Source organism: Bacteroides sp. 41_26, assembly GCF_949740115.1.
Lineage (GTDB): Bacteria > Bacteroidota > Bacteroidia > Bacteroidales > Bacteroidaceae > Bacteroides > Bacteroides nordii.
The window spans coordinates 94,694-112,952 of record NZ_CATJGZ010000051.1; the positions used below are offsets into that span (position 1 = coordinate 94,694).

The window sequence follows — 18,259 nt, forward strand, 5'->3', positions numbered from 1 at the left end:
AGTTAATTGGGGTTTTGTGTTTTTGATTTCATTATTTCATAAAAAGATTGAGCCACCGGTTTTAGATTTCCTTCGTAATCGATTATAGAAGTATTGGAAGGACAGGGAAAGCAGTCGTGTCCCATCCAAATCAAAAAACCTCCACATGCCGGGAAACGATGTTTTGCCTCAGTCAATGCAATAGATAAACCATAGCATTGCCTTTCCTGACTCCACTCTACATATTCTTCAATACTGACAGGAGCATTGCCTTGATGTGCTTTTCGAAAAGCATCTTCTTCCATCCACCATGAAAACTGTGCCCAAATGGGATTATCGACAGATATCGGCAGAGGTTGATAACTACCGCAATAACGCTTTATCAGGCTCACCGGTGAAGCTCCGTTCACTCCGGCCTCAGAGTGGAGCAAAGCGTCAGAATTTTGCCAATAACTCCGTATGTTACTCATAAATTTATCTATAGGCTCTTCAGGCAATGTCCAAGGACCATGTACATCCCATTGAATACCATGCCCGTAATGCTTTGGATCATTATATATCACCGGACCTGACGGCGAAGCTGGTAGTAAGCGATGGAACGGATCTTTTTCTTCTACTGTCCGCGCAATGGCTTTTAGCATGGCATGTTCGAAATTCAGTGGATGTTCATTGGCTTCGTCATACAATTCGTTACCTCCACTCCATATGACAAGTGAAGGATGATAGTGGCGTCGAAGTATGTATTCGTCAACAATATCTTTCATTCGTCCGATTCGCTCGGAGTCGTCCGGAGGAGTATTATTAATACCCGATGACGACAAAGGAAATTCTTGCCAAACCAGCAAACCGAATTCATCACATAGCCTATAAAAACACTCTTTTTCGAGGATAGCACCTCCCCATACACGTAGTATGTTAAACCCCAGTTCTTTATATTGTAAGAGTCGTTCCCGGTAGAGTGATTCGTCGACATCCGCAAAAAGTACACGAAGAGGAGTCCAATTGACCCCCTGTAGAAATGTGTCAATACCATTTATACAACAAAGCCATGGGGTAGCTTCGGGAGAAGCATTGGCACATGATTTCCATTCTATACGCCGGAACCCGACAGGCCGTTGCCATTGGTCATGTGGATTGTTTTCCGGGTCGAAGGATGTACAACGAAGATTATATAAAGTTTGGGAACCTTGGTTGTTAATATTCCAACGATTGATATTGGGAACATTAACGGTAAAACAATTCATTTTATTGGGTACAAGTTCGTTGCTACAGATGCGAAGTTCCGTAATTATTCGCCCATCTGTTTCGGACAGGCAAATATTGATATCTCCTTTTTGTTCATTCTTCCCACTTATCCTAATGTGAATTACTCCTGTTGTGAGGTCGGGTAATAGTTCTGTATACGTATAAATGTCCGGTAATAGGTGGTCATCGGTTATTTCAATGAAAAGGTCATCCCAGATACCTGTTTGGACAATGCGGGGACACCAATCCCAATTATAATAAAACCGTGGTTTTACTATCTGTGTACGAGACGTCCAGTATACTTGTCCTTCGTAACGTTCGGGACTGGTAAAGAGAATGCAAAGACGGTTGTTGCTTAATTGTATTTTGTCTGTAATATCAAAACAATAACTATGATAAGCAGTTTCGAAATCTCCTATCAATTGCCCATTGAGCCATATCTCTCCACAGTTGTCAAGACCTAAAAAGCAGAGGTTTACCCGTTCATTCTTTTCATATTGTACAATTCCGTCGGGCAGATCGAGAAAATAAAGCCAGTGACGATTCTCAACCCATTCACACTGGCGATAGTTTGTACCAATATTCCAATCGGGTAGAATACCAGCATTGAATAATGCTTGTTGAACCGAACCTGGAACAGGAGCCGGAACTGGTTTTTCTTCCGGCTGAGTGATTTTCATTCGTTCCATCTGCCTGTCCAGTTTCCAATAATAGGGCTTAGTTCCTACTAATTCCCAGTTGAGTCCGGCAAGTGAAAAATGTCTTTTCATATCCGTTTTTTTATGCTAAGGCTATTTATAAGAAAAAGAGATACTCCAATACACAGAGTATAAAAAGGATGAGGCAAAGAACGCGGAAATTTTTATACCATATTACTCCTTTCAGTTCTTTGGTCTCTTCGGTCCATAAATATTTATTCCATGTATTTGGGGCAACTTGCTCTTCAAGAGGAGGGGTGGTGACATAACTTACGATAACAGTTACAAGCATACTTGCCAACATCAGTAAAGGTGCCAGCATCAGATAATGTATCGGTATTGAAATACCGATGATATACTTGGTCAGCATAATTCCTATTGCTGCTGTTAAACCAAACATTAATCCGGTAAAAGCTCCTTGCGCATTCCCCCGCTTCCAGAAAAGCCCCAGTAGAAATGCTCCCACGATAGGAGGGGCAATATAGGATACCATCTCCTGATAATAACCAACTAATGAATCAAACTTTTGAATAAATGGTGCCCATGAAACAGCAATAACCAGAGCAATGAAGGAGGTGATTTGACCTACTCTTACTAATTTTTGTGGGTTGCTGTTTTTTACTATCCGAGGATAGAAATCCATAGTGAAGAGAGTTGATACCGAGCTTAATGTTGCACTTAAAGTTGAGGTCAGAGCAGAAATCATGGCAGCAATAATCAGACCGATAATACCTGTCGGCAATAATTTCAGAATCAAACGTGGATATACTTCATCAGTGTTGATTCCATAGATACTTTTTAGTGTACTACCAGGAATAACATCATAGGGAAGTGAGTTTCCAAGACCAAAAAGGTCAATACCACGGGCAATGATTCCAGGCATGATAATAATAAACAGGGTAAACATGTATAGAAAGCCGACAAAAAGGACCCCTTTGCGCCCTTCATCGATAGACCGGGCAGATAATACACGCTGCACCATTACTTGATTATTACCCCAGAAATAAAAACTAAGTATGGTAACTCCAAATATCAAACCCGGCCATGGAACCGTAGGGTCGTCGAGCGGGCGGATAAGCTTGAGCCATACTCCTTCATGAAAGTGTTCCATAAAACTGTCCCAACCACCAATACTTTCGAAACAGAAGAAAGAGAGTATGATTGAACCAATTATTAAAATAATAGATTGTATAACATCCGCATTAATTATGGAAGACAGGCCACCTACAATTGTATAACTTCCTGCCACGATTGCCATACCTAATATAATATAAAAAAGGTCTATCCCGGGAAACATCATTTTTAATATCAATGCACCCGTATATAATGCGGCTGCCGCATCCAGAAAAATATTTCCGATAATGGTAATGAATGAAAAGTAAAGTCTCGAGCGGCTATCGAATCGGCGTCCCAAATATTCCGGTATCGTGAAGATACCCGACTTGATGTAGAACGGCAGAAAGAACATTGCAAAGAAAATCATTACAAATACTGCCATTAGATTATAATTGAACACGGCTACGCCACTAATGAATCCTTCACCGGCATGTCCTATCAGAGTGGAGCTTGATATACTGGCTGCAAATAGTGAAAGCCCGATCATTGGCCATGTGCAGCTTTTGCCTGCTAAAAAGTAAGAAGCCGAGTCACTTGTTTTACTGTGACGTAGCGCCCACCAAATAATGAAGACAATGAATAAGACAATAATTATTAAATCGACGGTTGATAAGGATTCTGACATGTTTTTAAAGTATTGAATAAATTATTATTTTGAATCTGTTTTAATGAAAGTAATCAGTTCGTCAATATTGCATGTGGCTACGCAGCACCATTGATCCGAAGCACCATAATATACGAATAAGGTTTTGTCCCGCAATACAATTCCCGTAGGGAACACAACTCCCCATTTGTATAGTCCGTTACGCTCAATTTCTGTTTCAGGTTCGAGAATAAAATGGCGTGTACGATAAAGAACTACTGTCGGATCTTCAAGACTAAGTAAACAGGCTCCTATCCGATACACATAATTGTCATCCACCCCATGGTAAAGTAGAAGCCAGCCTTCTGAAGTACGGACAGGAGGAGTATTACCTCCAACTTTTATTTCCCAAGATTCTCTTCCCTTTAATAGTAATTTACTCGGAGTGTTCCAACTCATCAAATCTTTGGATGATTTAATCCATATGGCGGGATATTCTGTATCATAAATTGCTCCGATATAGTCTTTTGGACGATGTAACATATAAAATAAGCCATTAATTTGTTCAGGGAAAAGAATAACATCCCGATCGTCCAGCGAAGGTTCAGTCAGTCGACCTACCTTTTTAAAATTAAATAAATCTTTTGACATGGCCAATGCAGTATTCCCGATATTCTCCCGCAAACAACGAGGCGCCAGTTCATCATGTTCAGGGGCTTTTACCTGGTCGTATTTATATTTCCAGTATTGCCCGGGAGGATAAGGACGAAAAGCATAAGTCATATAGTATTCCCTTCCTATTTTTACTATTCTCGGATCTTCTACTGAACCTGCGTCAAAGTTGTCTTTGGTCGGACTTAATACCGGCTTGTCCGAAACCCTTTTAAAATGAAATCCATCGTCACTAACAGCCAATCCAATATGTATATGATGTGCTTCATCATTACCTGCCGCCCGATAATAAAGATAGAATTTACCATTTTCATACCATGCGCCTGGATTACATACGACTAAACTTTCCCACTGATTATCTATGTTAGGAGATAATATTGGATTTCCTTCAAACTTCTTTAATAGCATATTATTTAATTATACATTTAATGATGTTGCAAAGATAGGCGTTGTGAGTAATCCATCTGAATACTATTTTGTTCATTCATTATACTTTATTGTACAATAAACAATTTCTTCATTTACATTCTACTATTTTCTAACTAAACTCAGATTCCAACTTGATTCTATTTTTTCTAAAGAACTATTGATATAATTCCACACTATTTATATAACATAACGACTTAGAAAAAGACATACTATTTTGATTAGACGCATAACCCATCATCAAGTTTCAAACCGGGAGGAATAAAAAGGAATACTTAAACAGACCGACAGAAATGGGCAAACCAATGTCCAACAGATACCCGGTAAAACTGGACGAAATAGGAACATTCATGCCGGTACTAACTTTACGCAAATGGAAAGAACTGGAAGAAACCGGAAAGACGAGCAAACACCACAATGCACAAAGCATGTTATGGGAAGTGTAAACAAGAAAATCGCAAGATTAAGGTACTTGGGTTAGTTAATAATAGCCTTTGAAGCAGACAGACTATAGCTTTCAAAGAAGAGTTACCAAGTGAATTGAGTATGCAAAACATCCGGATGTTCTTATCAAAAACATCCCCATGTTATAAACCAAAACATCCGGGTGTTTTTATACACAACATCCGGATGTTTTATATTCATGAAACAAGAGTTATGAATACAAAGATATAGTATACAACATCATAAGTATGTATATACTTTATCCAGCAAAAGAGTATCTTATTATACTATATTTATAAAACCAGATAAAAGAAAGAGAATCGATCTACTCCCACCAGTTTCTAATTGATTTCAACTTCCTCTGACTTTGGATAGTTCGGGCTGTAGAGCAATCTTTCTTTACGAACAACCAACTTCCCTTCTTTCACAAATCCTTCTCCCCGTTCACTCAAATGCTTCACCATGGCCTCACGTAAATCAGCCAGCCTTTTCCGATAATGTTTCTCCGACACAAGATTTCGCAATTCTCCCGGATCCTTTGATAAATCAAAAAGTTCTTCTTCTCCTGTATAGAAATTCCACACATATTTAATTTTGCCATCGGTCAAAGCACACCAGTAATTTTCCTTCGCATAACAAGTTGCATGCTCCAGATCAATATATTGTCTCCATGTATGCTTTCTGCTTTCGTCTACTAAAGCTAACAGTGAGAGTCCATCCATCTCCTCAGGAATTTGTGCTCCGGAAGCATCTAAGAAGGTAGGCAAAAGATCTCGTAATTCCACCGGTTCATCTACTTTTATTCCCTCTTTAATACCAAACGATTCAGGCCATTTTATAATATATGGAACATGTGTGGAGCCCTCATAAGGATAAGTCTTCCGCCAATGATAATGATCGCCCAACATATCCCCATGGTCGGAAACATAGCAAATCAAAGCATTATCATACATTCCCTTATCTTTCAGTGCTTGTATTATTTTTCCTATTTCCTCATCAATAAATGTAACATTGGCATAATAGTATTTTCGGGAATTTTTAGCATATTCAGCTCCAAAATTGGCAAACGGAGCATCCTTATCAGCTTTTACCGGATCAAGCTGAGTAGCGTATTTGCTACACCAGTCACCAATATAAGGAGCCGGAATTTCTGTCTCTTCATACTCATCCAAAAGACGTTGGGGAGGGTCATACGGACTATGAGGACGTGCAAAGGAAACTTTCAGAAACAACGGGCTTTCATTATTATAATTCTGTATCAATTCGCAAGCCATCTTTCCTGTCCAGGCGGTAGGATGTAACTCCTCAGGCAGTTTATAAGTACCTGCCCTGTGTTCATTCCAACCAATACCTGTCAAATCAGGATTTACTCCCGGCATTTGTATCTGTAACCATAGTCGATAATCGCTGATAAAATATTTCGTCTCAGCACGCCTGCTTTCATCTAACAAAGTTCCATGAAAACCATGCAAAGATTTTTGTGGAGACCAATGCATCTTTCCAATACCAAATGTATAATAATTCTGCTCTCTTAGCATAGCAGGCATCTCGTATCTGTATTGCATGGCTACCCGGCCATACCCCAACATGCCATGCCGCCAAGGAGACATACCGGTCAGTAATCCTGCACGGGCCGGTGTGCTACTTGGAGTAGACGAATAGCCATTACAGAATAATGTCCCCTCTTCAGACAGTTTATCAATATTAGGTGAAATAACTGCCGGATTCCCCATACATCCCAAAGCATCGCCACGATGCTGATCGGCCATAATCAAGATAATATGAGGTTTTTGTTGTGCTCTAACCTGCTGAATCGAAAAACCGATTCCGGAAGTCAAAACCAACATACCATTTAATATCGGAATTATTTTCATTTTTATGAAAGTTGATTTATAGTATTATCTGATACACATTTTCTTAATTAAACGTATAAAAAGCATTTTTCATACGTTTAATCTATTGTATATTACAAATTCTCCGGGATCCGCCGTCCGTATTTCTGTAATAAGAAACGAGCGTATTGCATCAACTCACCCTGAGGTGCTACCAGAATAGGGTCTGTAGAATCTACCCAGGCATCTTCGAAATTTTTTATTGATTCATCCAATTTTTTCTGATCAAACTCCCGGTTACCTTCTACTGCAGAGATTACCGCATCCATATACATATCCCAGCGTTTCGAATAGTAATCTTTAATGAGCCCCGCCCATGTACGACTGGCATAATCATTCAGACTACCTCCCCAAGTCGTAATCAGATTACGGGCATTCTTCTCATAATAATCTTTCACTTCGGGAGTCGTACCCAATGCACGGGCATCAGCCAACCATTTATCCAAGGCACAACGGCTATGAAAAGCATTCAAACGATCCAAATCATTAAGGATCTCTTTCATTTCCGCAGCTCTGGCTTTCAACCCCGGAAGATCTTTAACTGTATACATACGGTCAAAATCATCTTTCACTATAAGAAAATAATTACCCAGTAATTGACGACCTACAGTAATGATATCCAGCCGCAGAGCGTCTCTGTTACAGTCCGTAGCCTGTAACAGTTTTTCCCAGGCTTGTAATAAAGTAGCATTGGAATAATCAATAACCGTACGTCTATTAGGTTTGTTCATCACCGGACGATAGTTAGGTAATACGCCTAATGTTTTGGGAACCTGTACGTATATCTGGTTGAACAGAATATCCCACGCTTCACGAACAGGCTGGGAAACAGTCCCGGCATGACGGTCGGCAAGATTTTGTAACCACGCCTCGTTGTCAAGATTCAAATCCCACGCCTTCTCAAAGATATACTCATAGGGAAACTGCATAACATCCAAGCCTTCGAGCGTAGAACCGATACCCCGAAGGTTACTTCCACCATTTATCAACGCATTGTCAAGACGGTCACCACTCTCCTTTACATTACCGGTAAGAGTCGTATTTCCCCCAAAATTACCTAAATAGCACCAAATATAAGGTTGTCCATGAAAGTGTTCAGTGTTTTTCCAAAGTTCTACATTCTCACAATGATAATCCAGTAAAAACATCTTATCCTGCGGCACTCCGGTTAGTAAAGCTTTGATACGCGGAGCCGTCCAATCCTTGCGGTCATGATAAAACATCCAGGTCATCTGCATCCATTCCGCTTTCGGATCTGCTGCTGTCAATGTCCGATACATATCCGAAGATACCTGACTGAGATATTCGGGTTCCCAACTTGGTGGATCTACCTCGTTAAAAGGATCTACGCCATAAATATGATCAGTTCCGAACAAACGAGTCTGCTCCTGAAGAAAATGTTTTTGAATGGTAGCAAACAGCGGTTCTTCGGGATTCAGAAAATAACAACGATACGTATCAGCAAAACCTGCCCACTTACCAAGATGCTGAATATTAGCCTCCGGATAAATTCGTTTCAAAGCTGCAGGTACATGACCGGCAAAAGCAGGCAATACCGGTTTCATATTCAATTCGCGTTCCCGCGCAAGTATCTTTTTCTGTAGTTCCACCTGATTATCCAACCACTCCATAGGTAACGGACCGTTCCATCCATCAATATTTGCCATACGATGCCAGGGTAGATACGTAGGTCCCGTAAAATAGGAACGGATTTCCTGATCCGTCAAACCTAATTTCTTCCATACTTTATACCATACGGCTTCCTGACCTGTAATGGCCAAAGGCATATTGACCCCGTTCAGAGCCATCCAGTCAATAAAACGCTCCCAATCTTTCCATTGCCAATAAGGCATAGTGTAACCATAAGTACAGTAGTTCAAAAAAAAGCGTCTGTCTACTTTTGCTTCCGCACTAAAAGTTTTTTCCGGCACCGGAAGAGTTTCAGGCATTTCAACAGGAATATCGGCATACCATGAGATTGTGGTAAGACAATAATACTTTAAATAATAATTCAGCCCCATTGCCATTGAGTTAGCGTTATTACCGCCAATCACTATTTTCCCAGAGTCGGAAGTATCCAACTGGAAACAGTCTTTTCCGTCAACGGGTTTTATTTTCTTAAACTGAAAGTTCTCGGCATATGCCGGGATGAGACGTTTCACCATTGACTGCATAATGGCTACGTCTTTCTCCTTTGCCCCCGCTGATAGTGAGAGGAACAATGTTACGATAACCAAATAAATGTTTCTTTTCATCATTTCAATTATAGTTTTATGTAAATTTGTTTTTTAAATAGAATGTATCCGATAAGCCAGTTAAATAATAGGAAAAAGACCGCATACATGAATGAACCGAAATAGTTGCCGAATAGGGGTTGCAGACAGGTATCGAACAGGGATGTGTTAACTTTCCATATTCGCAACAGATCACCGAAAATTTCGGCAAATACATAAAGAACCAGTGGATTTACTCCGAAAACATTGAAGAAAGTGCACCAGCTTTTCTTTTGTCGAACATCGATTATTTCGATCAATACAGCTAATGCTAAAGCTGCTATTCCGCAAGTAAGCAATACAAAACTCGGAGACCATAGACGCTTGTTAAGCGGACAGGCATAACTTAATAAGAATCCGGCAAATAGCATTAAGGTACCGAGAAAAAAGAGTTTTTGCATTCGTTCTTTGTTATCCTTCTGATTGATAACCATTCGTCCACATACGAAACCAATCATTACCTGGGCGATGGCAGGAATAGTACTTAAAATTCCTTCCGGTTCTACAAACTGGCGCCCTTGCAGATACATGTGATTTGTTCCCAAAACGGTAGAATCGACTATGGCTATAATATTATCGGGACTTTTCTCGAATCCGTTTCCTATCAACTGAAGAATAAAATATCCTGCTAAAAGAAGAAGAGCTACCGGAAAAAAACGTTTATGAGGGATAAACAACGCCATGATAGCTGTTGCTCCGTAGCAAATACCCAGTCGTTGCATCACTCCTAAAAGTCGCATATGCTCCCAATCAGTCCAAATACCGGTTTCACTTGAATTTATAATCCATTTCATGGCAATACCTATCAGGATCAGGAGAAGAGCACGTTTTATTATCTTTCCAATAGCAAGTCGCCATTGAAAATCATATTTGCGCAAAGATATGTAGGTGGATATTCCCATCAGGAACATAAACATAGGAAACACAAGGTCGGCAGGAGTGAAGCCATCCCATTTGGCATGACGCAGAGGGGCATAGCCGTATCCGCATGCACCGGCATTATTGACAAGTATCATTCCGGCAACAGTGAATCCTCGCAGGACATCGAGAGAGAGAAGACGATTATTGGCAGGCATGAGTTTATAATTTATGAGTTATAATGTATTAGATAATCACCAAACGAGACATAAGAGGGTAGTAGAGGCTGCCAATACTGCTCCTATAAGGGTTTCATAAGGAATGAGTTTCAGACGTTGCTTAAAAGTCAATTCACAGACTCCACCGGTAGCATGAAAAAAAGAGCCATGAGGTAAATGATCCAGTACTGTGGCACTGGAGTTGATCATGGCAGCTCCCCATGCAGCGGAAATACCGACAGCAAGAATTGCTTCTGCAAAAGAGGCGGAAGCGAGAGTAGCTCCGGCAGTAGTAGAGGCCGTGGCGGCTGACATTAATGCGCCAGATACGGGAGCTATCATTATTTCATTGAAGTGGGCTTGTTCCAGTAGTTGCAGAATCCAGTCTTTTAGAGTAGAGTTTTTGATAACGCCTGCAATTGTTCCTGTACCGATTAAAAGTACAGCTACAGTAGACATTTTTTGGAGACCGTATTCCATACTAGGCAGAATATTTTTCCATTGTTTCATGCAAAGGATACCACAAATTCCGCCGATGGGCAGAGCTATTAGAGGATCAATGGTAATACCAGCCAAAGGCCGCAGGGCAAGTAAGATGATAGTGACGAAAGGTGCTATCAGGCTGCTGGTAAGAGAAGGCAATTGTTTATCATCTGTGATTTCTTCCTGTCCTGGAGCGACAATAGTAAGTTTTCGGGGGATAAGGCGGATAATAACAAAAACCGTAAACACCAACCCGATAATTGCCGGAAGAATATTGTAAAACATGACCGATGATAAATCTGCTTTAAAGTTTTCAGCTGCAATAATTGTATTCGGATTCGGGGAAACTATATTACCGCATTTTCCTCCACCAATCATGGCTATCAATAGTACGGATGGTGACAAGCCCAAACGTTTTCCGATAGACAGTGCAATAGGGGCTACTGTAATAACAGCCACATCAATAAAAACCCCAACAGCACATAGCAACATAGTTGCCAAAGCTAATGCTGCAAATACCCGTTTCTCTCCTAATGTATTTATAATAGCATTAGAGATGGTAGTCGCTGCTCCTGTTTTAATAAGCACACCGGACAATACCCCTGCTGTAAGAATACGGATGATGGCTGGTGTAACGTCTTTGACGCCATCTGTCATCACCTTTACTGTCTCTGTCAATGGTAATCCGCCTAACAACCCGCCAACAATTGCTCCGGCTATTAAACTATAAGCCGGAGATATTTTTTTTATGATTAAAAGAACGGATACTAACAATCCGATTAAAGCGCCAATTGCTGTCATAGAAAAGATTCATAGTTTATGCTTCATAATCGTGACTTTTATTAACCACGACACTTAAGCTGATTTACACTTTACGACTTAAAGCATTTAATAATACGTATAAGTTGAGTCACGGTTCTTTCGATATTCTTAAGAGCAAATTCCTGTTGCATAGCCTGATCTAAAGAGACAGGAGCCGGCTGAACAGACAATACAGCCGTAAATCCCATTTCATTCAACTGCTCTACAGCCTCTACACATCCTCCTAAGGCTATGACGGGGATATTTTCTTCAACAGCTATTTTCAAAATACCACCTAATGCCTTCCCCATACCAGTTTGTGCATCCAGCTTTCCTTCACCCGTAAAAATAAGGTCTGCAGACTGAGCATACTCCCTGAAATGAAGAATATCCAAAATTGTATCAATACCCGACTTCAATGTTGCATTCAGAAAAGGAAGTATTCCCCCACCCATACCACCAGCCGCACCAGCACCGGCTATTAAAGTAATGTCCATCCCTTTCTGTTCTTTAAGAACCATAGCATAGTGTTGTAACCCCTCATCCAATGCTTTAACTTCATCCAGGTTTGCTCCCTTTTGTGGAGCAAAGACAAAGGCAGCCCCTTGTGGCCCATAGAATGGATTATTTACATCACATGCTATTGTAAAAACAGACTCTTTTAAAGCAGGATGTAAAGTAGCAGTATCAATAAGTGCAATATGGATAAGATTACTCCCTTTCGGTTCGAGTTCTTTCTTTTCTTTGTCCAGAAAACGAACCCCCAAAGCGTGCATCATACCTATACCGGCATCATTTGTTGCACTACCACCTATACCCATAATAAAATGACGGCATCCACGATTCAATGCATCCAAAATAATTTCTCCTGTCCCGAAAGAAGAAGTATGCATTGGGTTTCTCAAAGCAATAGGAATCAGAGGAAGCCCACTGGCAGAAGCCATCTCAAAGACTGCTGTTTTCCCATCTTTGGTTATTCCATACGAAACTTCTATCGGATTCATCAGCGGATCATGGGCAATACAAGAAACCCTATTTACATCCAATTGAGTACAAATTGCTTCAGTAGTTCCTTCTCCACCATCTGCAATCGGGAAATGGATCAATTCACAATGAGGATACTCTTTCAAAATAGCTTGCGCAGCATATCGGGCAATATCAAGTGAACCTACAGATCCTTTAAATGAATCAAAAGCAAGAATAATCTTTCTCATACAGCATAAATTGCAAATTAAAAACTTATCAAAGATAAGACTTTATTACTCGTATCAAATAAAAAGACAGAGTACTTCTCTTGCAATATTTACAAGAGAAGGGGGGATACTCTGCTTACCTGAAAACTAAATCAAAATACCTTTGCTTTATTCACAAGTTCAACGGCAATATTAACAGGATTTTCAAATGGTTTTGTTGTGTTGTGCCATGGAGTATTTATCCATGTTTCTTCCCAACGATCCAAATCTTCCCACTGTTTGGAGAAATAAAGTTTTAAACGTGGTATATAGTAGTCTTTTATTAATCCACTCCAAAAACGAGCAGCATAATCCTCTTGAAACCCTCCCCAAGTAGTAATAAGGCGTTTTGCGTTTGATTCATACTTATCCTTTTCTTCAGAAGTGGTACCGCTATTTCTTGCTAATTCTACCCACTCTTCAAGACGATAAAGAGGATGTGAAGCAAGAAGCTTATCCACATCTAACAGCAAGTCAACAACCTGTCTCAATGTGTATTGTGCCGCAAGCTTATCACCAATCGTATTTTCTTCAAGAGCTTTCACATAAAGTTTGTCTGCTTTGGCAGCCACATAATATGCAGCATACTCTATGGCATCATTCACATAAAGTTCCGAGTTTTGCAAACTGTCTGCACAAGTGAGAAACAATTCAACAGCACGTAAAAAATCATCACTGGTATCTATCTTGCTAATTCGTCTCTGATCCGGAGTCACTGTCTGCCAGGTAAAACGAGGATAAGAGTAAAGTGAACTATAAGCACTTTTTCTAAATAATACCCAAGCCTCTTTCATTGCATCCGGATATTTCCCATAGCGAGCTTCACAATATGACTTTAACCATTTATCAAGATCTATACTCTGGTCCGTCCACCCCATATCGGCCAATAGCTCATAAACTACTTCATTATTTTCAAGCCCCTCCGGAGCAGAACCAAATCCTATAAGATTTCCACAAGATTTAGAATGTAACGCTTCAGAAGAAGAAGAAGCATACATCTGCAAATCACCAGTCATAGGAGTTTTGCCACCAAAATTGGGAACATAGCTAAATATCCATTTCTTACCGTAGAAACCATCGTGTACTTTCCAAGTCTGTTCTGTGTTCCAAACCCATTTGGGGTAATCATTGCCCAAATCTACAATAATCATCTTATCATCCGGTACCCGGCTCAACAGAGCCTGTAAACTCTCTTTGTCCCAGAAAGAATGCTGGTATCCAAAAGTCCATCCTTGCGTAACCCATACTGCATCCGGATTACCAGCCGTGATAGAACGATAAATCGATTCACCATATTGAGCCAAAAGTTTATGTTTTCCTTCTATATCCTCTTTTTCTATCGGAAGTTCCATTTCATTAAAACTGTCTGAAAGATAATAAGTATTTCTACCAAATTCTTTCTCCCATTCCTCAATAAACATTTTCCCAATCTCTTCAAAGAACGGAGAATCCGGAGGAAGTACATAAGCATTATATTTATCATCAAATCCTCCCCATTTCAAATGTTTGAATTTTACAGCAGGGTGTTTCTCTGCAAAAGCCATTGGTACAAATCCCGCAAATGCCGGAGCTATCGGCTGCATCCCCAGCTCACGCATACGATTAATGATAAGATGTTGCATCTCAATCTGACTTTCTTGCCATTTATCGGACAAAGGCCCATCCCATGTATTCAGGTTGCCCATACGATGCCATGGCAAATGAGCTGGTGCTGTAAAAAACGCCCGAATTTCTTCTTTTGTAAGTCCCATACGTAACCATACTCTTTCGGCAATCGCTTCACTCGCCACAGTAGCCAAAGGCATATTTACACCTCTAAGTGCCATCCAATCTATTTCTTTTTCCCAACGATCCCAATTCCAATAGGGAGTAGTATAACCATAAGTGCAAACATTCAGAAAGTATCTGTACGAATAAGGAGTCGTTTGCTTTTTAGCGATATAATCAGGCCATATTTCAGGTAGCTCTATATGTTCTCCACTCCAGGTCTTCATAGCATGGCAAGCCTCCTTCAGGTAGGTATGAAACGCATAACAAATAGCTACAGTACTGCTTCCTTTCAAAACCAGTACCCCATCCCGAGCCTCTATCTCAAAGGTTTCTTTTCCGTTAACCGGTTCTATAACCTGACAAGTAATTTCATTAGCCCGGATTCCAATCTGACGCTCTATAAGTTGTTTAGCAGGAACCAATATATCATTTGATTCCATGTTACAGGCATATAAAGCAATAGACAAACAAAAGATAAACAAATACTTCAATATAGAATATCTCATAATATAAAATCAAAATTAAAAAAGAACCAATAACCGAAATCCAAAGCAGACTCGGAAATTGGTTCATACTCATTATTGTATCAATGCCCGTATTTTCTTAGGAATATCAACGTTATCCAATTTACCACAAAACTGTTCCGAACCTGCTCCTATAGCAAAAACAGGAACATATCCAGCAGAATGCGTACCACCTGCCCAACCTAAAACAGCAATTTGATTCATCACTTTTCTGGCACATACAGCCAATGGTTCGATTTTTGAATACAATCTTTCTTCAAACTTCACTTTATTTTTCACAAAAGAAGTTTCAAATACGGTATACAACAACTTTTCTTGCTCTTTATCAATAGAAAGTTTACTCCAGAATCCCATCTCCATACTTAATAAGGCCTTAATGTCATCCCAGCTAACTTCATTCTTCCGCATTTTTCTAAGCTCAGAGATTTTATTTGAAAGCATCTCTATCGAGCATTTCTGATATTGCAACGCCTGTAAATTAAGATTGTACTTTTTTGTACCCAATACAATGCCACCCGTTTCATGATCAGCCGTAATAACAATCAACGTTTCCTGAGGATGCTTCTTATAGAAATCATAAGCCACAGCAATAGAACGATCAAAATCTTCCACTTCCCAAAAGACAGTAGCAGCATCATTACTATGGCAGGCCCAATCTATTTTTCCACCTTCAACCATCAGGAAAAATCCTTCTTTATTATTTTCCTTCATCAAAAATTGTATAGCACTTTGGGTTATCTCGGGTAAAGTCAAATCATCATCATGCTGATCGATAGCATAAGACAAACTCAAATCCGGTTTGCCCTCTTGCTGTATCAAAATCATTTTATCGGCTTTATCTACCTGCTTTCTAAAATCTTCGATTCCCCGAGCCACGGTATAACCCGCCTTTTCTATTACTTGATAGATGTTAGAACCATCTTTAACGTCAGATGTTTTATTAGGACTCAGGAAACCAGAACCGGCATAAAAATCAAAACCAGCTTTGGGCAAATCACAAGCTATTTCATAAAACATCTTTCTATCGGGTTGATGAGCATAAAAAGCTGCCGGAGTAGCATGGTCTATACTAACACTAGTGGCAATCCCGACTTTTTTACCTTTCGTTTTAGCACATTCGGCCACGCTCACCAATGCTTGTTTACTCATATCCACACCAATGGCTCCATTATATGTTTTCTTTCCCGTGGCCAACGCTGTTCCACCAGCAGCCGAATCCGTGACAGGATGAGTTACCGAATAAGTACTCACCACACCTCCGCTGGGAAATTGAGTAAATAATAAAGGATCAGTACCTATATGACCTTTTAAAGCCGCTCGGTACATCTCCGTTCCGTTTACCTGATTTACTCCCATCCCGTCGCCTATAAAATAAAATACATATTTGACCTGCCCTTGGACCGTTATTACAATCCACAGGAAACATAACAAACTAATCAGGCGTCTTATTTTCATCTATCAGTTCTCCTGTTTTATTCAGAAACAACGAATTTCACAGTCTCATTATCTACCTTGGCAATATACATACCTGTACTTATATTTACCGTTGTTGCCACGTCGTTTTTTACCACATTTTCAAAAACCAATTTTCCTGTTAAGTCATATATCTTTATAAGAGCCATTTCCTGAATGCCACTCACATATATGTTATTACCTACGCTATAAACTTTAATCTCACATTCATCTGCAGTAGTATTTCCAATGCCACTAGGTACAGAATATTCTACCGCACCCACAGAAGGTGTAGCAGGGCGTACTTTACCCAATTGATCTGTAGTCGGAATTTCAATACCGCTTACAGTAGCAACTCCTGCACCTAAAGCAATACTATTCTCGGCAATCATAGCAACCATCCTATCACTTTCCAGCACACTCGTTTGATGATTAAATGACATATCACCTTCATCCCATGGATTCTTTTCTATGGCTTTAAAAATAGTATTATTGTTAAAATCTATTTGCTTATTAGAAGAGTCCTTGAAAAAATCTTTAGAAGCAAAAACATACAAGTTATTCATACAAGTCGGAAAAACCGTTTGCGGTATTGGCTGATTGTTTCCATCTAACTCACCACCCATATAAAAAGCTAAAATATCATATTGAGTCTCATCCTCCAACCACGTGCTACTATAATTCTCAGCAAATAAATTATTAACGAAAGTCGGTTTCATAGAAGTTGTAGCTCGCGACCATACACAAAGAGCTCCACCATTATTCCCCAGATTTCCTACAAACGTACAATTGACAATTACTGGAGAAAAAATATCTACCGTAGTTCCTGTCTGCATATAGATAGCCCCACCACGACCATCAGCAATGTTATTAGCAAAAGTTGAGTTAGCAATGTAAACAATAGGAGAAACATTTTTAGCTGTCGCGTTTATTCCAATAGCACCACCTGCAGCACCTTCATTTTCTACAAAAGAACAATTCTCAACGCGCAATTCCGATGCTGCATAAGCACAGACCGCTCCACCACCATAGGAACCTCCACATCTGTTCTTGATGAACAAAGAGTTCTTCAACACGGCTTTTGCACTACTGACACGTATCACTCCACCGTTATTAATTGCACCTGGAACTGCTTCATAATTATTTGAGAACTGACAGTTGTCAACATTCAAAACAGAACTACCACTCAATCTGATGGCAATACTTTTGAAACCATCAATTATCAGGTCATTCAAAGAAAGTTCTGACGATTCACTGACCGTAAACAGGGATTGTACCCCTTTAATAAACACACGTTTCCCGTTTTTTTTGTTTATACCATTTATTGTCAGATTTTTACCCTTGATAATAATCCCAGTCCCTTCACCATAATCAAGCTCTTCACCATCAAAATTAAATTCAATAATACTGCCCGATTCAGCATTTTCAATCACATAAGGCAATGAACCGGCAATTGTTACATCCATTTCAGATGTAGTTACTTCAATAGATTTTGCACATAATACACTTGTAAAAAATGCAAATACAAATAATAAACCTGTAATTTTTTTCATAATAAAATACATTTAAATGTTTAACATAAACGGTATAGTA

The 18,259-nt window shown here is 39.7% G+C and carries 12 protein-coding genes; 1 reads left to right on the top strand and 11 read right to left on the bottom strand.

Annotated features, from left to right (window positions below; all coding sequences use genetic code 11):
* Positions 1 to 2: 2 nt before the first annotated feature.
* From QX565_RS03340 to QX565_RS03350, 3 genes are read right to left on the bottom strand one after another with little or no spacing between them, the layout of a single operon-like run.
* Complete coding sequence (locus QX565_RS03340) at positions 3 to 1,994, bottom strand: glycoside hydrolase family 2 protein (RefSeq protein ID WP_122201465.1); 1,992 nt, start codon at positions 1,992 to 1,994, stop codon at positions 3 to 5.
* 25 nt (positions 1,995 to 2,019) lie between these two features.
* Complete coding sequence (locus QX565_RS03345; RefSeq protein WP_122201466.1) at positions 2,020 to 3,663, bottom strand: sodium:solute symporter; 1,644 nt, start codon at positions 3,661 to 3,663, stop codon at positions 2,020 to 2,022.
* 24 nt (positions 3,664 to 3,687) lie between these two features.
* Positions 3,688 to 4,701: a glycoside hydrolase family 130 protein gene (locus QX565_RS03350; RefSeq protein ID WP_122201467.1), complete on the bottom strand. Its 1,014-nt coding sequence runs from the start codon at positions 4,699 to 4,701 to the stop codon at positions 3,688 to 3,690.
* A 323-nt stretch (positions 4,702 to 5,024) separates the two neighbouring features.
* Between QX565_RS03350 and QX565_RS03355 the strand changes: the two genes are divergently transcribed.
* Complete coding sequence (locus QX565_RS03355) at positions 5,025 to 5,165, top strand: hypothetical protein (protein WP_182416625.1); 141 nt, start codon at positions 5,025 to 5,027, stop codon at positions 5,163 to 5,165.
* 339 nt (positions 5,166 to 5,504) lie between these two features.
* Here the strand turns inward: QX565_RS03355 and QX565_RS03360 are convergent, their stop codons facing one another.
* From QX565_RS03360 to QX565_RS03395, 8 genes are all read right to left on the bottom strand, one after another.
* Complete coding sequence (locus tag QX565_RS03360; RefSeq protein ID WP_289291276.1) at positions 5,505 to 7,010, bottom strand: arylsulfatase; 1,506 nt, start codon at positions 7,008 to 7,010, stop codon at positions 5,505 to 5,507.
* Positions 7,011 to 7,129: 119 nt separating this feature from the next.
* Positions 7,130 to 9,313 (bottom strand): alpha-N-acetylglucosaminidase, encoded by a 2,184-nt coding sequence (locus QX565_RS03365; RefSeq protein WP_002558416.1) that lies wholly within the window; start codon positions 9,311 to 9,313, stop codon positions 7,130 to 7,132.
* Positions 9,314 to 9,318: 5 nt separating this feature from the next.
* On the bottom strand, positions 9,319 to 10,404 hold the full coding sequence (locus QX565_RS03370) for an acyltransferase family protein (protein WP_122201469.1): 1,086 nt from the start codon (positions 10,402 to 10,404) through the stop codon (positions 9,319 to 9,321).
* A gap of 36 nt (positions 10,405 to 10,440) precedes the next feature.
* The gene (locus QX565_RS03375) at positions 10,441 to 11,688 is read right to left on the bottom strand and encodes a GntP family permease (RefSeq protein ID WP_002558418.1); all 1,248 of its coding nucleotides are present in this window, start codon (positions 11,686 to 11,688) and stop codon (positions 10,441 to 10,443) included.
* Positions 11,689 to 11,759: 71 nt separating this feature from the next.
* Positions 11,760 to 12,902, bottom strand: coding sequence for a glycerate kinase family protein (locus QX565_RS03380; RefSeq protein ID WP_289291261.1), 1,143 nt, complete (start codon positions 12,900 to 12,902; stop codon positions 11,760 to 11,762).
* Positions 12,903 to 13,033: 131 nt separating this feature from the next.
* A complete protein-coding gene (locus QX565_RS03385) occupies positions 13,034 to 15,196 on the bottom strand; it encodes an alpha-N-acetylglucosaminidase (protein WP_025866834.1) in 2,163 nt (720 codons plus the stop codon).
* A gap of 72 nt (positions 15,197 to 15,268) precedes the next feature.
* Positions 15,269 to 16,663, bottom strand: coding sequence for an alkaline phosphatase (locus tag QX565_RS03390; protein WP_221649717.1), 1,395 nt, complete (start codon positions 16,661 to 16,663; stop codon positions 15,269 to 15,271).
* Between the two features lie 23 nt (positions 16,664 to 16,686).
* The gene (locus QX565_RS03395) at positions 16,687 to 18,219 is read right to left on the bottom strand and encodes a T9SS type A sorting domain-containing protein (protein ID WP_221649669.1); all 1,533 of its coding nucleotides are present in this window, start codon (positions 18,217 to 18,219) and stop codon (positions 16,687 to 16,689) included.
* Positions 18,220 to 18,259 lie beyond the last annotated feature (40 nt).